Source organism: Demequina sp. NBRC 110052 (genome assembly GCF_002090075.1).
Lineage (GTDB): Bacteria > Actinomycetota > Actinomycetes > Actinomycetales > Demequinaceae > Demequina.
Window position 1 is genome coordinate 859,426 of record NZ_BBRI01000002.1, and the last position, 18,754, is coordinate 878,179.

The 18,754-nt window shown below is 70.6% G+C and carries 20 protein-coding genes, 1 tRNA gene and 1 pseudogene; 9 read left to right on the plus strand and 13 right to left on the minus strand.

Annotated elements, in window-relative coordinates:
* The 3 genes from thrC to B7K21_RS04185 are packed head-to-tail and all read right to left on the minus strand — an operon-like array spanning position 1 to position 3,139.
* Positions 1-1,059, minus strand: coding sequence for a threonine synthase (thrC, locus tag B7K21_RS04175; protein ID WP_084073953.1), 1,059 nt, complete (start codon positions 1,057-1,059; stop codon positions 1-3).
* Positions 1,059-2,348 carry a homoserine dehydrogenase gene (locus B7K21_RS04180; protein ID WP_084073954.1) on the minus strand — a complete coding sequence of 430 codons (1,290 nt, stop codon included), beginning with the start codon at positions 2,346-2,348 and terminating at the stop codon, positions 1,059-1,061. Before B7K21_RS04180 ends, thrC begins: the two co-directional genes overlap by 1 nt.
* A gap of 44 nt (positions 2,349-2,392) precedes the next feature.
* On the minus strand, positions 2,393-3,139 hold the full coding sequence (locus B7K21_RS04185) for an MBL fold metallo-hydrolase (RefSeq protein WP_084073955.1): 747 nt from the start codon (positions 3,137-3,139) through the stop codon (positions 2,393-2,395).
* A 39-nt stretch (positions 3,140-3,178) separates the two neighbouring features.
* Here B7K21_RS04185 and B7K21_RS04190 point away from each other — a divergent pair, with 39 nt between their 5' ends.
* Entirely contained in the window at positions 3,179-3,727 is a 549-nt protein-coding gene (locus tag B7K21_RS04190) for a low molecular weight phosphatase family protein (protein WP_084073956.1), read from the plus strand.
* Positions 3,728-3,795: 68 nt separating this feature from the next.
* Here the strand turns inward: B7K21_RS04190 and B7K21_RS04195 are convergent, their stop codons facing one another.
* Positions 3,796-4,197 (minus strand): helix-turn-helix domain-containing protein, encoded by a 402-nt coding sequence (locus B7K21_RS04195; RefSeq protein WP_084074801.1) that lies wholly within the window; start codon positions 4,195-4,197, stop codon positions 3,796-3,798.
* Positions 4,198-4,323: 126 nt separating this feature from the next.
* Here B7K21_RS04195 and B7K21_RS04200 point away from each other — a divergent pair, with 126 nt between their 5' ends.
* Positions 4,324-5,175, plus strand: coding sequence for an NmrA family NAD(P)-binding protein (locus tag B7K21_RS04200; protein WP_084074802.1), 852 nt, complete (start codon positions 4,324-4,326; stop codon positions 5,173-5,175).
* A gap of 82 nt (positions 5,176-5,257) precedes the next feature.
* Here B7K21_RS04200 and B7K21_RS04205 read toward each other — a convergent pair whose 3' ends face one another.
* Positions 5,258-5,854, minus strand: coding sequence for a TetR/AcrR family transcriptional regulator (locus B7K21_RS04205; protein WP_084073957.1), 597 nt, complete (start codon positions 5,852-5,854; stop codon positions 5,258-5,260).
* Between the two features lie 11 nt (positions 5,855-5,865).
* Here B7K21_RS04205 and B7K21_RS12915 point away from each other — a divergent pair.
* Positions 5,866-6,276: pseudogene (locus tag B7K21_RS12915) on the plus strand (fibronectin type III domain-containing protein); the annotation flags it as partial.
* Here the strand turns inward: B7K21_RS12915 and B7K21_RS12800 are convergent.
* A complete protein-coding gene (locus B7K21_RS12800) occupies positions 6,216-6,419 on the minus strand; it encodes a hypothetical protein (RefSeq protein ID WP_234989174.1) in 204 nt (67 codons plus the stop codon). The pseudogene B7K21_RS12915 and the gene B7K21_RS12800 sit on opposite strands and share 61 nt — an antisense overlap.
* A 261-nt stretch (positions 6,420-6,680) precedes the next feature.
* Here B7K21_RS12800 and B7K21_RS12805 point away from each other — a divergent pair, with 261 nt between their 5' ends.
* Positions 6,681-7,085 (plus strand): fibronectin type III domain-containing protein, encoded by a 405-nt coding sequence (locus B7K21_RS12805; RefSeq protein WP_234989175.1) that lies wholly within the window; start codon positions 6,681-6,683, stop codon positions 7,083-7,085.
* A 36-nt stretch (positions 7,086-7,121) separates the two neighbouring features.
* Here B7K21_RS12805 and lysA read toward each other — a convergent pair whose 3' ends face one another.
* The 3 genes from lysA to B7K21_RS04225 all read right to left on the minus strand — a co-directional run bounded on the left by lysA (position 7,122) and on the right by B7K21_RS04225 (position 10,609).
* Positions 7,122-8,459, minus strand: coding sequence for a diaminopimelate decarboxylase (gene lysA / locus B7K21_RS04215; protein WP_084073959.1), 1,338 nt, complete (start codon positions 8,457-8,459; stop codon positions 7,122-7,124).
* Positions 8,460-8,461: 2 nt separating this feature from the next.
* Entirely contained in the window at positions 8,462-10,135 is a 1,674-nt protein-coding gene (gene argS / locus B7K21_RS04220; RefSeq protein WP_084073960.1) for an arginine--tRNA ligase, read from the minus strand.
* 105 nt (positions 10,136-10,240) lie between these two features.
* The gene (locus B7K21_RS04225) at positions 10,241-10,609 is read right to left on the minus strand and encodes a hypothetical protein (RefSeq protein WP_144016056.1); all 369 of its coding nucleotides are present in this window, start codon (positions 10,607-10,609) and stop codon (positions 10,241-10,243) included.
* A 64-nt stretch (positions 10,610-10,673) separates the two neighbouring features.
* On the opposite strand from B7K21_RS04225, the gene B7K21_RS04230 reads away from it, so the two are divergent.
* The gene (locus B7K21_RS04230) at positions 10,674-11,522 is read left to right on the plus strand and encodes an alpha/beta hydrolase (protein WP_159448408.1); all 849 of its coding nucleotides are present in this window, start codon (positions 10,674-10,676) and stop codon (positions 11,520-11,522) included.
* 69 nt (positions 11,523-11,591) lie between these two features.
* Positions 11,592-11,664: transfer RNA gene (locus B7K21_RS04235), tRNA-Arg, on the plus strand.
* 178 nt (positions 11,665-11,842) lie between these two features.
* On the opposite strand, the gene B7K21_RS04240 is transcribed toward B7K21_RS04235, so the two are convergent.
* A complete protein-coding gene (locus B7K21_RS04240) occupies positions 11,843-12,262 on the minus strand; it encodes a DoxX family protein (RefSeq protein ID WP_084073963.1) in 420 nt (139 codons plus the stop codon).
* Positions 12,263-12,399: 137 nt separating this feature from the next.
* Here B7K21_RS04240 and B7K21_RS04245 point away from each other — a divergent pair, with 137 nt between their 5' ends.
* Positions 12,400-13,416 (plus strand): patatin-like phospholipase family protein, encoded by a 1,017-nt coding sequence (locus B7K21_RS04245; protein ID WP_159448409.1) that lies wholly within the window; start codon positions 12,400-12,402, stop codon positions 13,414-13,416.
* 23 nt (positions 13,417-13,439) lie between these two features.
* Here B7K21_RS04245 and B7K21_RS04250 read toward each other — a convergent pair whose 3' ends face one another.
* The 3 genes from B7K21_RS04250 to B7K21_RS04260 all read right to left on the minus strand — a co-directional run bounded on the left by B7K21_RS04250 (position 13,440) and on the right by B7K21_RS04260 (position 16,770).
* The gene (locus B7K21_RS04250; RefSeq protein WP_084073965.1) at positions 13,440-14,288 is read right to left on the minus strand and encodes a D-alanyl-D-alanine carboxypeptidase family protein; all 849 of its coding nucleotides are present in this window, start codon (positions 14,286-14,288) and stop codon (positions 13,440-13,442) included.
* Positions 14,289-14,431: 143 nt separating this feature from the next.
* Positions 14,432-15,466, minus strand: a complete 1,035-nt coding sequence (locus B7K21_RS04255; RefSeq protein ID WP_084073966.1) for a hemolysin family protein — start codon at positions 15,464-15,466, stop codon at positions 14,432-14,434.
* Positions 15,463-16,770, minus strand: a complete 1,308-nt coding sequence (locus B7K21_RS04260; RefSeq protein WP_084073967.1) for a hemolysin family protein — start codon at positions 16,768-16,770, stop codon at positions 15,463-15,465. Before B7K21_RS04260 ends, B7K21_RS04255 begins: the two co-directional genes overlap by 4 nt.
* A gap of 111 nt (positions 16,771-16,881) precedes the next feature.
* On the opposite strand from B7K21_RS04260, the gene B7K21_RS04265 reads away from it, so the two are divergent.
* Together B7K21_RS04265 and B7K21_RS04270 are read left to right on the plus strand one after the other, a co-directional pair.
* Positions 16,882-17,817 carry an ABC transporter ATP-binding protein gene (locus tag B7K21_RS04265; RefSeq protein WP_084073968.1) on the plus strand — a complete coding sequence of 312 codons (936 nt, stop codon included), beginning with the start codon at positions 16,882-16,884 and terminating at the stop codon, positions 17,815-17,817.
* Positions 17,814-18,620 carry a hypothetical protein gene (locus B7K21_RS04270; RefSeq protein WP_084073969.1) on the plus strand — a complete coding sequence of 269 codons (807 nt, stop codon included), beginning with the start codon at positions 17,814-17,816 and terminating at the stop codon, positions 18,618-18,620. The genes B7K21_RS04265 and B7K21_RS04270 overlap by 4 nt, the downstream gene beginning before the upstream one ends.
* Positions 18,621-18,754: the final 134 nt, after the last annotated feature.

Here is an 18,754-nt window from a genome sequence, read left to right on the forward strand (position 1 = left end):
CTAGAGCCCCAGCGCCGCCGCCGCGGCCTCGGTGTCGACGGGGATCACGGTCGGCTCGACCTCGTGGCCCGCGAGCGCGGTCGCGGTGTCCTTGAGTCCATTGCCGGTGACGGTGCACGTGATGGTGGCGCCCTTCGGCACCTCGCCCAGCGCCGCAGCAGCGAGAAGCCCTGCGATGGGCGCGGCAGAGGCGGGCTCGACGAACACGCCGACGTCGGCAGCGAGGCGCGCCTGCGCGTTGAGGATCTGCGCGTCGGAGACGGCACGGATCCAGCCGCCGGACTCGTCGCGCGCGGCGACGGCGAGGTCCCACGACGCGGGCTTGCCGATGCGGATCGCGGTCGCCACGGTCTCGGGGTCCTTGATGGGGTGGCCTGCCACGAACGGCGCAGCGCCGGCGGCCTGCACGCCCCAGATCTTCGGGGTCCGGGTCGCAATCCCGGCGGATGCGTACTCCTGGAAGCCCATCCAGTAGGCCGAGATGTTGCCTGCGTTACCCACGGGGAGCATGTGGATGTCGGGCGCGTCGCCGAGCTGGTCCACGATCTCGAACGCCGCCGTCTTCTGCCCCTGCAGGCGGTAGGGGTTCACCGAGTTCACGAGCGCGATCGGGTACTTCTCCGAGAGGTCGCGCACGATGTCGAGGCACTCGTCGAAGTTGCCGTCGACCTGCACCAGGTCGGCGCCGTGCACGATGGCCTGCGCCATCTTGCCTGCGGCGATCTTTCCCTGCGGGATCATCACGACGCACCGCAGTCCCGCGTGCGCGGCGTAGGCGGCCGCGGAGGCGGAGGTGTTGCCGGTCGAGGCGCACACGACGGTGTGATCGCCGTCCTTCACGACCTGGGTCATCGCGGAGGTCATGCCACGGTCCTTGAACGAGCCCGTGGGGTTCATGCCCTCGACCTTGACGTACACGTCCGCGCCCACCTCGGCGGAGATGGACGGCGCCGGCACGAGCGGCGTGCCGCCCTCGCCGAGCGTAATGACGCGATCCTCCGAAGAGAACGGCAGGTGGTCGATGTACTCGCGGACGATGCCGCGCCAGACGTGGGCCATCACTCCCCCTCGATGCGCAGGACGGACAGGACGCCGTCGACGACGTCGGAGGACTCGAGCTCCGCGACGGTGGCGCGCAGGTCGCCCTCCGGCACGCGGTGCGTGGACAGAATGAGGCCCGCGTGGCTCTGGCCGGGCACCTGGCGCACGACCTCGATCCCGACGCCGTATGCCGCGAACGTCTCGGCGACCTTGGCGAGCACGCCGGGCTTGTCGATGACGCTCATGCGGATCGAGAAGCGCGTGCGCGCGGAGCCGATGGGCAGCACAGGCAGGTCGGCGTAGTTCGACTCGACGGGACCCTTGCCACCCTGGGCCTTGTGGCGGGCCACGGACACGACGTCGCCGAGCACGGCCGACGCGGTGGGCGTCCCCCCGGCCCCCTGCCCGTAGAACATCAGCTCGCCTGCGGACTGCGCCTCGATGAAGACCGCGTTGAAGCCGCCGTGGACTCCTGCGAGCGGGTGCGTCAGGGGCACGAGGGCGGGGTGGACGCGCACCGAGACGCCGGCGTCGGTGCGCTCGGCGATGGCGAGCAGCTTGATGACCTGCCCGGTCTCCTTCGCGGCGATCACGTCCGTCGCGGTGATCGCCTCGATGCCCTCGCAGTACACGTCGTCGATGTGGACGCGCTGGTGGAAGGCGAGCGACGCGAGGATTGCGGCCTTCGCGGCGGCGTCGTGGCCGCCGACGTCGGCGGTCGGGTCGGCCTCGGCGAAGCCGAGGTCCTGCGCCTGCTTGAGCGCGACGTCGTAGTCGAGGCCGCGGACCGTCATCTCGTCGAGCACGTAGTTGGTGGTGCCGTTGACGATGCCGAGGATCCGCGTGATGTGGTCGCCCGCGAGCGACTCGCGCACGGGCCGGACGAGCGGGATCGCGCCGGCGACGGCGGCCTCGTAGTAGAGGTCGGCGCCTGCGGCGTCGGCGGCCTCGTACAGCTCGGGGCCGTGGCTGGCGAGCAGCGCCTTGTTGGCGGTGACGACGGCAGATCCGCGCTCGAGCGCGCGCAGGATGAGCGTGCGGGCCGGCTCCTCGCCGCCCATCAGCTCGACGACCACGTCGGATCGGTCGACGAGCGCCTCGGCGTCCTCAGTCAGCAGCTCGTCCGGCACATAGGGGCCGCGGTCCTTGGACGCGTCGCGCACGTAGATGCCCGCGATCTGCACGGCGGCGCCGACGCGCGAGGCCAGGTCCTGGGCCTCCTCGGTGAGCAGTCGGACGACCTCGGTCCCGACGGTGCCGCACCCGAGGACGGCGATCTTGACGGGCTCGCTGGTGGTATTCGACACGGCCCCAGCCTAGCCGAGCGCTGTCGCGCTCCCGAGCGGCGGTGTCACGGCTCGAGCACGGTCGGCACACCGCGCTGCAGGTCCACGAGACGCTGTCCCACGCCACCGTCACGGAGGCCCGCCATGGAGGTCTCGCGGTCCTCGCTGAAGTGCGCCCAGTCCTCGACGTGCACGGGCACGACCAGCGCGTCGGGGAAGGCCTTCGCCACCGCCACGGCACGCGCCACGTCGAGCGTGAGAGGGTCGGGTCCGCGCGTGGCGACGCGCGCCGCTCCCATGCACAGAATCGCGAGGCGCACGTCGGGGTGCGCGGCGGCGACGGCGGATGCGACCGACACCTCCGAGTTGTCCCCCGAGAAGTACACCGCGGGACAGTCCGCCGCGCGCACGATGAATCCGATCACGGGCCCGGTCTGCTCGGCCACGCCCGGAGGGCCGTGCAACGCCGCCACTGCGGTGATGGTGACGGGGCCGTGGGCGATGGTGTCGCCCGGGTCGAGCCCCACGAGCCCCGGCACGCGCGCCGCTCCCGCAGTCGTGGTGAGGGCCAGCGCGGCTCCGAGCGCGACCTCGCGCCCCGCGTCGTCGAGGTTGTCAGGGTGGTGGTCGTGCGAGATCAGCGCGACGTCGATCGGCGGCAGGTCGCCTGGCTCGACGCCCGGCCCGTGCGTCTTCACGAGCCCACCGTGGTCGCCAGGCGGGTCGAAGGTCGGGTCGGTCACGAAGGTCAGGCCCGCGTACCGCATCAGCACGGTTGGGCCCCCGATGTAGGTGAGCTGGGGACAGTCCATCGGTCCAGAGTGGCACGGCATCCGCCCTACTCTGGACGCATGAGCCGTCCCGCCCGCATCCTCATGGTCTGCACCGGCAACATCTGCCGCTCCCCGTCGATGCACTACCTCGCGCAGCGAGAGTGGGGAGAGGCCGCCGACGTGCGGTCCGCTGGCACCTACGCCGAGATCGGCATGGATGTGCCGCACGAGATGCGGCGCAGCGCCCGGGACCGCGCGGGGCTCGACATCCCGCGTCACCGGCCCACGCAGCTCGACTCGGAGCTGCTCGCCCAGTCGGACCTGGTGCTCGTGGCCACGCAGCAGCACGCGCGGTGGATCGTGCAGTCCGAGGGCCTGCTTCCGGATCACGTGTTCGGCCTCAAGGAGGCAGCCGAGCTCGCAGGCCGCGCCCAGTCGCCTGCGGGTGACACCGCTGCGGACCGGCTCGTCGCCGCGGCCGCGACCCTGCACGCCGAACGCCTCTCGCGGGAGGCGCCGCTGCGCAGCCTCGACGACCCGTGGGCGCGCCCGCAGCAGGTCTATGACCGCGTGATGGATGAGATCGGCGAGGCGATCGACGCGCTGACGGCCTGGGTTCGCCTGTAGCCCGCCCGACGCGCGACTCACCCTGGTCGCGCGTCTCGCCCCAGCGTCGGGCATGCCCGACGCGGACGTCACCTCGCGTCGTACGCCGCCCTGGATTCGTCAAGAGTGGGCACGGCCGCCTGAAGCAGGTCGGCGAGCTCGCGAAGGCGACGTGCGATGTCGTCGCCGAGCGGGGTGAGCGCGTAGTCGACGCGCGGCGGTACCGAGCCGTGGTCGGTGCGCGTGAGGAGGCCCTCGCGCTCGAGTCCGTGGAGTGCCTGCGAGAGCATCTTCTCGCTCACGCCCTCGACGCGGCGGCGCAGTTCGCCGAAGCGATGCGGCCCCTCGGCGAGCGCGAGCAGCACAAGAGACGCCCACTTGCCGGTGATGGTCTCGAATGCGGCGCGCGAGCTGCAGGCGCTCGCGAACACGTCGGCGACGAGCGCGGCACTGGGGCCAAGCTCGGCACGGTCGACGGCATCGGTGGTCATGCGACCAGGATACGCGAACGCTGTGGAATGCATAGCGCTATCGAATAGTTAGTATGGGCGTCAGGGCGCTGAACACATCCGATCAGCGCACACGAGGGCCTCCGCCCGCCGATGAAGGGACACACCATGACCACCTACGCCGTGACCGGAGCCTCCGGCCAGCTCGGACGCAAGATCGTCCACGCCCTGCTCGATCTCCACCTCTCCCCGTTCGACGTCATCGCGCTCGCCCGCGACACCGACAAGGTCGAGGACCTCGCCGCACTCGGCGTCCGCACCCGCGTCGCGGACTACGACCAGCCCGAGACCCTCGAAGCCGCCCTCGAGGGCGTCGACCGCCTCGTGCTCGTGTCCGGATCCGAAGTCGGCAAGCGCGCCGCGCAGCACCAGGCCGTGATCGCCGCCGCGGAGAAGGCGGGAGTGCAGCGCATCGCCTACACCTCGATCCTCAAGGCCGACACCTCCACGCTGGGCCTCGCGCCGGAGCACGTCTCCACCGAGCAGGCGCTCGCGGCGTCCTCGATCGAGACAGTCCTGCTGCGCAACTCCTGGTACACCGAGAACTACACCGCGCAGATCCCCGGCTACCTCGAGCGCGGCGCGATCATCGGCGCCGCCGGAGACGCGGCCCTGTCGACCGCGACCCGCGACGACTTCGCCGAGGCGGCGGCCGCCGCCATCACCGCGGACGACGTGAAGCCTGTCTACGAGCTCGCCGGCACCACGTTCACCTTCCCCGAGCTCGCCACCGCGATCTCCGCCGCGACCGGCAAGGACGTCGCCTACACGAACGTGACGGTCGAGGAGCTCACCGCTGGCATGGTCGCTGCCGGGATGGACGAGGGCACTGCGGGTTTCTGGGCCTCGATCGACGCGAGCATCGCGCAGGGCGACCTGTACACCGAGTCGACCGACCTCGCCGAACTCATCGGTCGCGAGCCCACCTCGCTCGACGCGGCGATCAAGGCTGCGCTCTAGCAGCCGCGTGGCCTCCTGGCAGTCGTTGAGTGCCGGTATCGGATCACTTTCCGGCACTCAGCGACTGCTGGGGCGCACGCAATCAAGGCTGGAGCACGCGGATCAGGTCGCCGCGAAGCCCGTCCAGCGCCGACCCGAAGACGCCGCCGTGCACCACGTAGCCATCCGTGACGTGATAGACCGACTCCGCCAGCTCGCGCACGGGCCTGTCCGTTCGGACCAGACCCTGTTGCGCGAGCATGTGAATGAATACTTCGAGGTTGTCGATCCAACGCTCATAGAGGCCAGCGAGCGCCGCGAGCATCGGGGGCTTGTCACGCATCGCGAAGCGGAACTCTGACAGCAGCAGCGTGTCAGGAAGCCCCTCCCCCACGGTCAGCCAGCCAGCGGCGGCGGCGAGCCCCTCCTCGAGCGAGGCGAAGCCCCGCCCTGCGAGCTCGCGCCATGAACTCTCCATGAGGTCGCCGCGATAGCGCATCACCTCCAGGAAGTAGCCCTCCTTGGAGCCGAAGTGGAAGTACACGGCACCTTTGGTGTGAGTCGACCCCGCCACGATGTCGTCGACGCGCGTCGCGACGTAGCCCGTGAGTGGGAACCGCGCCGCGCCGAGAGCGAGCAGATCTGCACGGGTCGCCTCGCGGCGCTCATCGAACTTGGTGCGACGCGGCTCCTCGGTCATGGGCCCATCCTATGAGCGGAGGCTTGTCCGCCCTGATCGTCATCCAGTCGGGTTGCTTACATACTTGCCCGTACGTATTATCTCACCACGTGAGTCCGATCGCCCCCTCAGCCCACCTCTCCGCGTGGATCCGCACCGTCATCGCCATCACGCTGGCCGCAGTACTGTCTGCAGCGTCGGCAACGCACGCCCTCGCGGCCGGCCCCGGTGACCCGCCGGATGCGCCCAGCATCACCCTCGCCCTGCCAGTGGGGCCCTCGCTCGCGTCCGTCCAGTGGACGGCTGGCGCCTCGACGGGCGACGCTCCCCTCTCGGGCTACCGCGTCCAGCTCCGCGTCGCCGGGACCAGTGACTTCATAGATCACGTGGTCACCGACGGCGCCACCACTGCCGCGCTCTTCGCGTTGACGCCGGGCACCTCGTACGAGGCCCGCATCGTCGCGGTGAGCGAGATCGGCGACAGCCTCCCCTCCGCGACAGCGGCGTTCACGACCGATGCGACTTCCCCCATCGCCGCAGTGACCGACCTTGCGGCCACACCGGGTCCGGGTGAGGTCGCACTCACGTGGCGGCTCTCCTCCGCAGGCACCGCTCCCCAGGCCTACGTCATCGCGTATCGCAACGTCGGCGGCACGTGGACGCAGTGGTTCGGTGATTCCGTGGGCGAATCGGCAGTGGTGACCGATCTTGAGGTCGGAACGGAGTACGAGTTCCAGGTGGCCGGCATGGCGTTCGCGTCCTCGTATTACGCCTACGGTCAGGCGGATACTGCGAGCGCCGCCCCGTCGCTTTGCCGAACGCGCCTGTCGCCGCGCTGGAGACGGGCGTGGGCGAGGCTCACCTGTCGTGGTCGGTTCCGGACGGGAACGGCCTGGACATCGACGCCTACATCATCGAGCAGCTCGTCGCCGACGCGTGGGAGACGATCGATCGGATCCCGGCCACCGCCGCCGCGGGCACGAGCGTCGTCTACCGCGGGCTGACCAGCGGCGAGACCGTGACCTACCGCGTCTCCGCCGAGACCAGCGCCGGAGCGGGCGCGCCAAGCGAGGCAGTGTCCGGCGTGATCGCCTCGCCCGCCCCGAACGCTCCAGAGCTGCCAGAAACCGGCCCAGTCGGAGCCACGCTCACGTCGACGACGGGCGCCACCCTCGCCCTCCTAGGCGCCGCACTCCTCGGCGTTCGTGGCGCACGGGGGCGACAGCGACGCGTTGACCCCGCCCACCGCTGAGCACCGGAGCGCGCGACACCGGCGCTCGCGAGGGGTTCACGCGTCAGGCGCGACGTCCCAGCTGAGCAGGTCCTCGAGCGTGTCGCGCCGCACGTGCAGCGTCGCCTCACCGTCGCGCACCGACACCACGGCGGGGCGCAGCAGCGCGTTGTAGTTGTTCGACATCACACGGCCATAGGCACCCGTGGCCGGCACCGCAAGCAGGTCGCCGCGCGCGACGTCGGAAGGCAGGTCCACGGAGCGGACCACGATGTCGCCGCTCTCGCAGTGCTTTCCCACCACGCGGCTGAGCGCCGGCTCGGCCGACGATTCCCTCGCGGCGAGCGCCGCGGTGTAGTCCGCGCCGTACGTGATGGGCCGCATGTTGTCGCTCATGCCGCCGTCGACGGCCACATAGGTGCGAGTGCCGCCCTCGTCGAGCTCCACCCTCTTCACGACGCCGACGCGGTACAAGGTCATCCCTGCAGGTCCCGAGATCGCGCGGCCGGGCTCGATCGAGAACCGGGGCCACGACCCACCCGCTTCCGCGAGCGCGTCGGCTACGGCATCAGCGATCTCGAACGCCGCGGTGCGCGCTTCGAGAGCCTCCGCATCGGGCGTGTAGGCGATCGCGTAGCCGCCGCCCAGGTCCACCTCTGGCATCTCGACGCCGGTCTCCGCCGCGAAGGTCGCCCGCAGGCGCAGCATGCGCTCGGCCGACTCGCGGAACGCCTCGATCGACAGGATCTGCGACCCGATGTGGGTGTGAATGCCCTGCAGCTCCAGATGCTCCGCGGCGTGCACGCGTCGCAGCGCTTCGAGCGCCGCGCCGGTCGCGAGCGAGAGCCCGAACTTCTGATCCTCGTGCGCAGTCGCGATGTACTCGTGGCCGCCCGCGTGCACTCCAGTGGTGACGCGCACCATCACGGGAGCCACAGCCCCCAGCTCGCCCGCGATGGCGTCAAGCACGGCGATCTCGTCGAGCGAGTCCAGGACGATGCGCCCCACGCCGACCTCGAGCGCGCGCTGCATCTCCGCATCGGACTTGTTGTTGCCGTGCAGCGCGAGGCGCTCGGCTGGCATGCCTCCACGCAGCGCGATCTCGAGCTCACCGCCCGAGGCGACGTCCATGTTCACGTCCTCGTCGAGCATCCAGCGGGCGACGCGCGAGGACAGGAACGACTTGGAGGCGTAGAACACGTCGCACTTGGCGCCGTGACGTCCGAACGCCGCCGTGAAGTGGTCGCGGAAGGCGGAGACGCGCGCGCGCATGTCCACCTCGTCGATCACGTACAGCGGCGTGCCGAACTTGCCTGCGAGGTCGCGGACGTCGTAGCCCCCGACGACGATCGCTCCGTCCTCGCTGCGCGTCACCGTCGCGGACCACACGCTCATCGCTACATCCTCTCGGGGGCGCTCACGCCGAGCAGGTGGAGCCCGGTGCGCAGCACCATGCCCGTGGCGTCGTTGAGCCACAGGCGCGTGCGGTGAAGATCGGTGACCTCCTCGTCGCCGAGCGGCGTGACCCGCGTGCGGTCGTACCACTGGTTGAACGCGGAGGCGAGCTCCTCGAGGTAGCGGGCCACGCGGTGCTGCTCGCGGAACTCGACGGCCTGCGCGATGACGCGCGGGAAGTCGCCGAGCGCGCCGAGCAGCGCAGCCTCGCTCTCGTGCGTGAGGAGTGCGGCGTCGAAGCCGTCCTCGCGCGCGATGCCGTACTCCGCAGCGTTGCGCGCGACTCCCGCGGAGCGCGCGTGCGCGTACTGCACGTAGAACACGGGGTTCGCGTTGGTCGCGGAGGCGAGCAGGTCGAGGTCGATATCGATCGACTGGTCCGTGCTGGAGCGCGACAGCGCGTACCTCGCAGCATCGACGCCCACGGCGTCCACGAGGTCCTCCATGGTCACGACCGTGCCCGCACGCTTGGACATGCGCACCGGCTGGCCGTCCTTCACGAGGTTGACCATCTGGCCGATGATGACCTCGACGGACGCCGGATCGTAGCCGAGCGCCGCGGCCGCGGCCTTGAGCCGCGCGATGTAGCCGTGGTGGTCGGCGCCGAGCAGGTAGACGCACAGGTCCGCACCGCGCTCGTGCTTGTCGCGGATGTACGCGATGTCACCGGCGATGTACGCCGCGTTGCCGTCCGACTTGATGACGACGCGGTCCTTCTCGTCGCCGTGGTCGGTCGACTTCAGCCACCACGCGCCCTCGGACTCGTACAGGGCACCCGAGGCCTTGAGCTCATCGAGTGCACGCTCGACCTTGCCGCTGCTGTGCAGCGACTCCTCATGGAAGTAGACGTCGAACTCGACGCCGAAGTCCTTCAGCGAGTCCTTGATCTCGTTGAACATGAGGCGCACGCCGCGCTCGCGGAAGAACTCGATGGCTTCGTCGCGCGGGCGCTCGAGCGGGTCGCGGTCGCCCGCCTCCATGGCCTCGACCATGACCTCGTTCGCGATGTCCTGGATGTACTGGCCGCCGTAGCCGTTCTCGGGGGCGTCCTCACCCGCGACGACCGCATAGAGCGACTTCGCGAAGTTGTCGATCTGCGAGCCGTGGTCGTTGAAGTAGTACTCGCGGATCACGCGCGCGTCGTGGAACTCCATGAGACGCGCGAGCGAGTCGCCGACCGCGGCCCACCTGGTGCCGCCCAGGTGGATGGGACCCGTGGGGTTGGCGGAGACGAACTCGACGTTGACGACCTGGTCCTTGAGGCTGTCGCCGCGGCCGTACGCGCCGTTGGCGCGCACGATGGTGCGGGCCAGTTCCCCTGCCGCGCCCGCGGCCAGGCGGATGTTGATGAAGCCGGGACCCGCGACCTCGGCAGACTCGATGCCGTCGATCTCAGCGAGGCGTTCCACCAGCGTGGTCGCGAACTCGCGCGGGTTGGTGCCGGCCTTCTTCGCCAGCTGCATCGCGACGTTGGTGGCCCAGTCGCCGTGCTCGCGCTGGCGAGGTCGCTCCACCTTGACCTCGGGCACATCGAACGGGGACAGCTGGAAGTCGCTGTCGTCGATGCCGGCCAGGAGGGCGGCGCGGATGGTCTCGCTGAGCTGCTCGGGAGTCACCCGTCGAGTCTATCGGCGGTTGAGCGGGGGTACGCGCCCGACGCTGGGGCTGGCGGAAGCGGGGGCCCGGCCGACGATGGGGCCGGGCGGCGGGCGCTGCGGCGGCTACAGCGTCGGTCCTGTCCAGCGCACGGCAACGACGTCGCACTGGACGGGGAAGGACTCGGCGCAGGCCTCGGTCCAGACCTCCACCTCGGCGCCAAGCACGATCTCAGAGGCGTCGACGGACACGCCCTCGGGGCCGATCACCTCGACGCTGTCATCGACCCAGAACAGCGTGCCCAGGAAGTACTCATAGCCCGCATCGGGGACGAAGGACAGCACCGTCACACCGTCCGAGGTGGAGACCTCCCCCACGGTGCCGACCGCGTCGGGCTGGCGCGAGGGAAGCGCCGCCTCGCATCCGGCGAGCAGCGTCGCGCCGAGAGTGACGGCGGCAAGCGCCGCGAGGATGCGGGCGGGCGAGGTTCTCATGGCTCGACCATACGTCGTGGTGCGTCGCCGTTCGCGGCGGCGCGGACTGGCTAGGGTGAGGAGAATGAGCCCTGCGCCGACGGTGAGCGAACTCGAGGTCCCTGGCCCTGACGTACCAGTCCCGTGCCGCCTCTACTCTCCTCACGGTGAACCGGAGGGCTCCCTGGTGTGGGCGCACGGCGGCGCGTTCGCGTGGGGCGACCTCGACATGCCGGAGGCGCACGCGGTCTCGAGCTGGCTCGCCGCACATGGGTGGCTCGTGCTGTCAGTCGACTACCGGCTCGCGCCCGAGCCGCCGACGTCCGTCCCCTCGCGCCCGCCGGGCGGGCACCCCTTCCCGGCGGCCCATCGCGATGTGATCGCCGCGTTCGACTGGATGGTCGCGCGAGCGCGGGAGCACGGCATCGACCGGGTGTTCCTGGGCGGCGCGAGCGCGGGCGCCAATCTCGCCGCGGGAGCCGCGACGGCCCTGCGCGATCGGGGCGCGGCGACGCCCGCTGGGCTCGTGCTCGCCTATCCCCTGCTCCACGCGGCGATCCCCGCACCCGCACCCGCGACGGCGCCGGACCTCGAGGACATCCCTCGTGACCGCGCGTTCCCGCCTGAATTGGTCCGTGCGTTCAACCTCAACTACGTGGCCGACGACGAATCGCTGCTGACGGATCCGCGCGTGTACCCGGGCGAGGGCGACGTCGCGGGCCTGCCGCCGACGATCATCGTCAACTCGCAGTGGGACGATCTCAGGCCCTCGGGCGAGCGCTTCGCGGAGCAGCTCGAGGCAGCGGGAGTGCCCGTCGAGTGCTCGTTCGAGCCGGACACGTTCCACGGGCATCTCGATGTGCCGGAGGGCGAGGGGTTCGCACGGACGCTCGCGACGTTCCTGGTCTGGCTGCGCGCTGGCGCGTCGCGCTGACGCCACCTGAGGCCACCGATCAGGCGGCCCCAGGACTGATATCCTCTACCAGCCGCATCCGTGCGGCGGGCCCCCGTAGCTCAGCGGATAGAGCGCCGGTTTCCGGTACCGTAGGTCGCAGGTTCGACTCCTGTCGGGGGCACTTCGCGAGATATCGCGATGGCTCGCGCCACAGAGGCTCCTCCTGAGAGGGAGGAGCCTTTGGCGTCTCCGGGGACACGCCCGACGCGGCGGCCGCCCAGGTGCGCAAGGAGACGACGAAGGGGCGGGCCCGTGGGCCCGCCCCTATCGCCTCGCACCGACCGGGTGCGGCTCCCGGATCAGCCGAGCGTGATGGCCGATCCGGTGATCGTGAGGCCCATGTCAGCGCCGGTCACGGCGAACAGCAGGAACAGCGCGAGGGCACCGCCGATGAGCCCGAGGTTCTTGTTGAAGGAGATCTGCTCGGTCTGCTTGGCCTGGGCGTCCTCCTCCTTCCAGTGCGCGTGCATGAACAGGCTGATCGGGATCAGCGTCACGGCGATGAGGAGCGCACCGAGGTCGCCCCAGACGCCGAGCACGATCATGACGGCGCCGATGCCCATGGCCGCACCTGAGGCGATCACGCCCGCCTTGCCGCCGGGCGCGCCCTTGAAGGTGGCGTACTGCGCCATGGCGTTCGCCTGGGTGAGGTGGCCGATGGCCGAGAAGATGAAGATGAGCGCGAACAGGATGCGCGCGACGAGGAAGACGATGTCCATGACTGCTCCAGAGATATTGATGGTTCAAGTAACTCGAGGAACATTACTCAGCATTAGTTGAACTGTCAACGATGCATGCGGCGCGCGACGCAACCGACCCCTCGCCTCCCGGACATTTCGGACCCTACGATGGCGGCATGAGCGATCGGGGGGACCTGCGGTACGAGCCACGGCTCGGCCTCGCCTTGGGAGGCGGAGGCGCGCTCGGAGCCGCGCACGTGGGCGTGCTCCAGGTGCTCCACGAACGAGAGATCTGCCCCGACATCGTCGCCGGCACGTCCGCCGGCTCCGTGATCGGAGCCGCGTATGCCGCGGGCCTCGACCCCTACCGACTCGAAGAGCTCGTGCTCGCCGCTGACTGGGGCGACTTCGGCACCTTCTCCTTCAGTCCGGGCCTGGGCCTGCTGGACACCGAGGGCCTGCGCCGCACAGTCGAGCAGATCGCCGGCGGAGACACCCTCATCGAGGACCTGCCGATCCCCTACGCCGCCGTCGCGACCGATCTCACCACGGGAGCCGCCGTGCTCCTCGACCGCGGCTCCCTCACCGACGCGATGCGCGCCTCGATCGCGGTGCCCGGCCTGTTCCGGCCGCAGCGGCTCGACGGCCACGTGCTCGTGGACGGCGGCGTCGTCCAGAACCTCCCCCTCCAGGCGGCGTTCACGCTCGGTGCGCGGCACGTCATCGGCGTGCGTCTCGCGGCCGAGTGGGACGCCGTGCCGCAGTACCGCACAGGGCTCGAGGTGCACGAGTACGAGATCCGCGCGGACGTCACGGTGATCCGACCGCGCATCGGCCACCGCTCGCAATGGGTCGCGCGCGACATCCCTGGACTCATCGAGCTGGGACGCGAGGCGGCCGAGCTCGCCTTGGCCGACTACCCCGTGGTGCACCCGGCGCCGCGCAGCGAGGCACAGGCGGTCACCGCACGCGCGGCCGCAGACGAGGCCCGGGAGGCGCCCGCGAGCCCTCTGGATGCGGTGCGCAGGCAGTTGCGGGCGCGAGCCGCGTCAGCTCTGGGCGACGGCACACGCCGCGCGTCGGGTCTGACGTCGGAGGCGGCGGAACTGTTCAGGCGGCGAGATCGCCGAGATCGGAGCAGCTCAGGCGACTCTGGCGGCCCGAACGGACGCGACACCTTCGGCACCCACTGACGACGTGGGGTGCGGGCAGTGGGTCAGTCGCTCGTGCCGTCGGCACCGTAGAAGCCGGAGCCGTAGAGGTCCATCGCGTCGGTCGCGGGCTCGTACTCCCAGTGCCACGGCTCCCACTTGCGCGTCTTCGCCCAGGCCGGGTTCACCCAGCCCCAGGTCTCCGCGTTGTTGTCGAGCCACCGCTTCGCCGCGCCGGAGTCGTCCGTGCCGCACAGGTCGAACGCGAGGCCCCATCCATGGACGGACGTGCCGGGCGTTGCCGCGAGGTAGCCGCGCGACCGCTTGGTCGCATACTGCTTGGCGAGCGAGCGGTAGCCCTCGCCCACGCACATGTCGCGACCGAACGCGACCTTGAAGGCAGCGTTCATCTCGGCCCACGCGACCGCAGCGTCGGCGCGGAGCTCGACGCCGGGGGCCACGTCGCACAGGGCCGATGCGGCGAGCTTGCCGTTCGAGCCCGAGAGATCGCCGGTGGGGTCGCAGTCGGGGAGGTACTGGCTGACGGTGTAGCGGTCCGAGACGGCGATCGCGCTCGCCACCTCATCCACAGTAGGTGCCGCGAGCGACGACTCGACGAGCTGCGGGCCACGGCCGAGCAGCGCGTGCGCGGTCGACGGAGCCTCGCCGACGATCACGCCGGGCACCTCCTCGACCGCCGAGGCGTAGGGGATCACGTTGCCCATGATCGGGTACACCAGCATCGCGAGGCCGAAGCCAGCGAGCACGCCACCACGAGTGAGGAAGGTGCGACGGCGGTGCGAGGTGCGCACGCGGATCTCCTGCGTCTCCTGCAGGCGCTTGTGCCTGCGGTAGCGCGGACGACCGTGCTCGGAGCTGTGCCGCTGAGGCGTCGTGGACGTGTCAGTGCGCACGCTCACATCGTTTTCCACGGGGTATCCCTCAGTAGCCATCTAGATGAGCCCAACGATCAGCATCGGGCAGATGCTCCATGGTAACCGAATGGTAACGACGGTCAACCGCAGACGAGAGGAATCCCACACCCGCAGGAGCCCCGTCAGCTCCGTTCGCGCGCGATCGAGTCGCGCACCTCGCCCACGAGCTCCTCGATGATGTCCTCGAGGAACAGCAGCCCGGCGGTCACCCCGTCGCGCTTCACCGAGGCGACGTGGGCGCCCGTCGAACGCATGCGTGCGAGCACGTCCTCGATGTCCGCGTCGTGCTCCACGGACGGAAGATCGCGGACGCGCCAGGCCGGGATCGGGTCGTCCCGCTCGCCCGGGCGCGCATACAGCGCGTCCTTCATGTGGAGATAGCCGAGGCACACCCCGTCCTCCATCACCGGCAGACGCGAGAAGCCGCTCTCGGTCACGGCGCGCTCGAAATCATCGACGGTCACTCCGGACTGCACCGACGCCACCTGCGACATGGGCACCATGACGTCCGCCGCCACATGGTCCGAGAACTCGATCGCGCCCGTGAGCAGGCCCGCGGCGTCGGACAGCGTGCCCTCCTCGCTCGAGCGCTCCACGATCGAGTGGACCTCGTCCGCGGTGAAGGCGCTCGTGACCTCATCCCTGGGCTGGATCCCGATGAGCCGCAGCACGGCGTTGGCCATCCAGTTCAGCGCGACGATGATCGGCTTGACACCACGTGCGATCCACACGAGCGGTGGTCCGAACACGAGCGCCGCGCGGTCGGGGCTCGACACGGCGGCGTTCTTGGGCACCATCTCGCCGACGACCACATGCAGGCCGACGATCACAAACAGCGCGATGGCCACGGCGACGACGTGGGCGGTCCCCTCCGGAAGCCCCCACGCATGCAGTGTCGGCTCCATGGCGTGTGCGAGCGCCGGCTCGGCCACCACACCCAGGCTGACCGAGCACACGGTGATGCCGAGCTGAGCGGTCGCGAGCATGAGCGACACGTTCTCCATCGCCCACAGCACGGTCGCGGCGGCGCGCGAGCCCTGCTCCGCGCGCGGCTCGATGCTGGAGCGGCGCGCCGAGATGACGGCGAACTCGGCGCCCACGAAGAAGGCGTTGGCGGCGAGCAGGCCGACGATCAGCAAGACCATGCCGGCGCTCATGCGTCAGCCTCTTCCGCGAAGACGTCCAGCACGGAGACGCGCACGCGGTCCACGCGCCGTCCATCCATGCGCTCGACCCTGAGCTCCAGGCCCGCCTCGCGGACCTCGTCCCCGACGGCCGCGACGCGTCCGAGCCGGGACATGAGGAAGCCTCCGAGCGTCTCGTACGCGGGCGACTCGGGAAGCTCGAGCCCAGTCTTCTCCGCGATCTCGTCGGGGCGCAGGACTCCCGGCAGGATCCATGCGCCGCCCGCGGTTCGGTAGGCGTCGGCGCGGCGGCGGTCGTGCTCGTCAGCGACCTCGCCCACGAGCTCCTCGACGACGTCCTCGAGCGTCACGATGCCCGCCGTGCCGCCGTATTCGTCGACGACGATGGCGCACTGCGGTCCTGTCTCGCGCAGCTCGAGCAGCAGAGGCGCGAGCTCGAGCGTCTCTGGCACGCGTGGGATGTCGACCATGATCTGGCGCGCCGGCGTCGTGTCGCGCTCGTGCCCTGGCACGGCGATAGCCGCGCGCAGGTGCACCAGGCCGACCACGTCGTCGGGGCCGTCCGCGCACACCGGGAACCGTGAGTGCCCCGTCGCGCGCGCGAGCGACAGGACGTCGGAGACCGAGGCATCCAGCCCCACGATCTGCATGCGTGTGCGGTCCGTCATGACGTCGATCGCGGCGAGGTCCTCGAGCTCGATCGAGTTCTTGAGCAGCAGCGCCGTGCTCGGCGCGAGCGTGCCGGCCTCGGCGGAGCGCCGCACGAGCGCCGCGAGCTCCTGCCGCGAGCGCGCGCCCGAGAGCTCCTCCTTGGGCTCGATCCCCACGAGCCGCAGGATCGCGTTCGCGGCGCCGTTGAGCGCCGCGATCACGGGCCGCAGCGCAGTCGTGAAGCCTGCGTTGAGCGGTGCCGCGATGCGCGCCGTGGCCATGGGGTCCGCGAGCGCCGCGTTCTTGGGCACGAGCTCGCCGAAGACCATGGAGAACGCGTTGACGATGACGAGCGAGAGCGTCGCAGCGAGCGCCGCGACCGCACTGCGCGACAGCGGCGTCGAGGACAGCGGCAGGTCGAGCAGCCTCACCAGCGCAGGCTGGGCCGTGTAGCCCAGCAGGATGGTCGTGAGCGTGATGCCCACCTGGGCGCCGCTGAGCTGCGTCGAGAGCCGCTTGAGCGAGCGCCGGATGCGCTTGCCGCCGGGAGCTTCCTCGTCCACGTGCGCGGGATCGAGCGCGACGAGCGAGAACTCGGAGGCCACGAACACCGCGGTTCCGAGCGTGAGGAGGATGCCGACGCCGACGTAGATCCAGTCGGTCATCGGCGGCTGCTACTTCGGGGGCGACTGTCGCTTTCCATCGTGCCCACAGAATACATAGCGCGTGCACGACGCCGCGGGCGCGCGACGGCGATATCGTCGTCGGAGTCGACGATGAACGAAGGGGGAAACGTGGACGGTCCGCGGATCGCAGTGGAAGGTCTGACCAAGCGCTACGGCGGCGTCACGGCCGTGCAGGACGTGTCGTTCACGGCAGAGCCGGGCCGGGTCACGGGCTTCCTGGGACCCAATGGCGCGGGAAAGACGACCACGCTGCGCGCCCTCATGGGGCTCGTCAAGCCCACGTCGGGCCGCACGACCATCGGCGACGTGCCTTTCCCACGGATCCCCTCTCCCGCCACCGTGGTCGGCGCACAGCTCGAGGCCTCGTTCCACCCGGGTCGCACCGCGCGTGACCATCTGCGCACTCTCGCACCGCTCGCGGGCGTGCGCGAGGCGCGCTGCGACGAGGTGCTGCGCATGGTCGGGCTCGAGACCGCTGCCTCACGTCGCGTCGGCGGCTTCTCGCTGGGCATGCGCCAGCGGCTGGGGCTCGCGACGGCGCTGCTCGGCGACCCGCAGGCGCTCGTGCTCGATGAGCCCGCGAACGGTCTTGACCCCGCGGGCATCACCTGGATGCGCTCGTTCGTGCGCGCGTTCGCGGAGCGCGGCGGGACGGTGCTGCTCAGCTCGCACCTGCTGGGCGAGGTCGAGCAGACCGTGGACGACGTCGTGGTGATCGCCGCGGGGCGGATCCGTCACGCCTCGCCGCTAGCCGAGATGCGCGCGCTCGCCGCGCCGGAGGTCGAGGTGCGCTCGCCCGATGCGCAGGGACTGGCCGCGCTGGCGGCGCGCTGGGAGGGATCCCGGGCGGGCTCCGACGGCTCGGTGCACATCCTCGGCGCGACGGCCGCCGCGGTCGGGGCTGCCGCGCACGCGGCCGGCCTCGAGCTGCATGGACTGACCGAGCGCGGGGAGAGCCTCGAACGGCTGTTCCTCAGGCTCACGGAGGAACGGGCGCCCCTCGAGGGAACGGAGGCCGCCGCATGAGCGCCGTGATCCGCTCCGAGCTGCGCAAGGTCCTCACGACGCGTCTGTGGTGGATCCTGCTGATCCTCATGGCGGGCACGATCGCGTTCTTCGCGGGCGTCTTCGCGTTCGCGTTCGCGTTCGGCGACACCGGCACGGGCGTCGACGGGGAGCCCATCGCGATCGACCCCAAGTCGATGGCGATCACGGTGTACACCCTGGGCGTCTCGCTCGGATATGCGTTCCCGATGACCTTTGGCGCCCTCATGGTGACGGGCGAGTTCCGCCACCGCACGTTCGCGACGACGCTCGCGCTGCAGCCGAGCCGCCTGCGGTTCGTGCTGGGCAAGGCCGTGGCGGCGCTGCCGTTCGCGCTCCTGTACGGCGCGGTCTCGGCGGCGTCCGCCGTGGCAGTGGGCGTCGCGGCACTGTCGCTCGCGGACCAGCCGACGCTGCTCGATGACGCGTCCGTGTGGCGCTCGATCGGCCTCTCGGTGGTCGCGATGTCCGCCTGGATGCTCGTGGGCGTCGGCTTCGGCACCGCTGTGCCGAACCAGGTGGCGGTGATCGTCATCCTGCTGGGGTGGACCCAGCTGGTAGAGCCGATCCTGCGCGTGGCGCTGGGCTTCCTCGAGCCGGTCTCCGGCCTCGCGAAGTTCCTGCCCGGCGCCGCAGGCGAGGCGCTCGTGGGCAACAGCTTCTACGCCGCGTCGGGCCTGTCCGACCTGCTCGCGCCGTGGGCGGGCCTCGTCGTGCTGCTCGGATACGGCGTCGTGGCCGCCGTGATCGGATGGCTCACGACGCTGCGTCGCGACCTCACCTGACGGACTCGTGACCGGACTTTGACCACCGCGTGACCAGCCGGGGAGAAAGCCCTGATCATGGCCGTAACGATTTCCCAAAAACCCGGGACGAAAGTACCGGGCACCTGTCTCGCGGGGGGAAGATAGGACCACCC

What these genes read in the sequence shown, in the direction of transcription:
- B7K21_RS04230 (WP_159448408.1), top strand. Translation starts at nt 10,674, where the DNA reads ATGAGCCCTGCGCCGACGGTGAGCGAACTCGAGGTCCCTGGCCCTGAC.
- B7K21_RS04225 (WP_144016056.1), bottom strand. Translation starts at nt 10,609, where the DNA reads ATGAGAACCTCGCCCGCCCGCATCCTCGCGGCGCTTGCCGCCGTCACT.
- lysA (WP_084073959.1), bottom strand. Translation starts at nt 8,459, where the DNA reads ATGAGCGTGTGGTCCGCGACGGTGACGCGCAGCGAGGACGGAGCGATC.
- B7K21_RS04195 (WP_084074801.1), bottom strand. Translation starts at nt 4,197, where the DNA reads ATGACCACCGATGCCGTCGACCGTGCCGAGCTTGGCCCCAGTGCCGCG.
- B7K21_RS04240 (WP_084073963.1), bottom strand. Translation starts at nt 12,262, where the DNA reads ATGGACATCGTCTTCCTCGTCGCGCGCATCCTGTTCGCGCTCATCTTC.
- B7K21_RS04260 (WP_084073967.1), bottom strand. Translation starts at nt 16,770, where the DNA reads ATGACCGACTGGATCTACGTCGGCGTCGGCATCCTCCTCACGCTCGGA.
- B7K21_RS04185 (WP_084073955.1), bottom strand. Translation starts at nt 3,139, where the DNA reads ATGGACTGTCCCCAGCTCACCTACATCGGGGGCCCAACCGTGCTGATG.
- B7K21_RS04190 (WP_084073956.1), top strand. Translation starts at nt 3,179, where the DNA reads ATGAGCCGTCCCGCCCGCATCCTCATGGTCTGCACCGGCAACATCTGC.
- B7K21_RS04255 (WP_084073966.1), bottom strand. Translation starts at nt 15,466, where the DNA reads ATGAGCGCCGGCATGGTCTTGCTGATCGTCGGCCTGCTCGCCGCCAAC.
- B7K21_RS04270 (WP_084073969.1), top strand. Translation starts at nt 17,814, where the DNA reads ATGAGCGCCGTGATCCGCTCCGAGCTGCGCAAGGTCCTCACGACGCGT.
- B7K21_RS04205 (WP_084073957.1), bottom strand. Translation starts at nt 5,854, where the DNA reads ATGACCGAGGAGCCGCGTCGCACCAAGTTCGATGAGCGCCGCGAGGCG.
- B7K21_RS04245 (WP_159448409.1), top strand. Translation starts at nt 12,400, where the DNA reads ATGAGCGATCGGGGGGACCTGCGGTACGAGCCACGGCTCGGCCTCGCC.
- B7K21_RS04265 (WP_084073968.1), top strand. Translation starts at nt 16,882, where the DNA reads ATGAACGAAGGGGGAAACGTGGACGGTCCGCGGATCGCAGTGGAAGGT.
- thrC (WP_084073953.1), bottom strand. Translation starts at nt 1,059, where the DNA reads ATGGCCCACGTCTGGCGCGGCATCGTCCGCGAGTACATCGACCACCTG.
- B7K21_RS04200 (WP_084074802.1), top strand. Translation starts at nt 4,324, where the DNA reads ATGACCACCTACGCCGTGACCGGAGCCTCCGGCCAGCTCGGACGCAAG.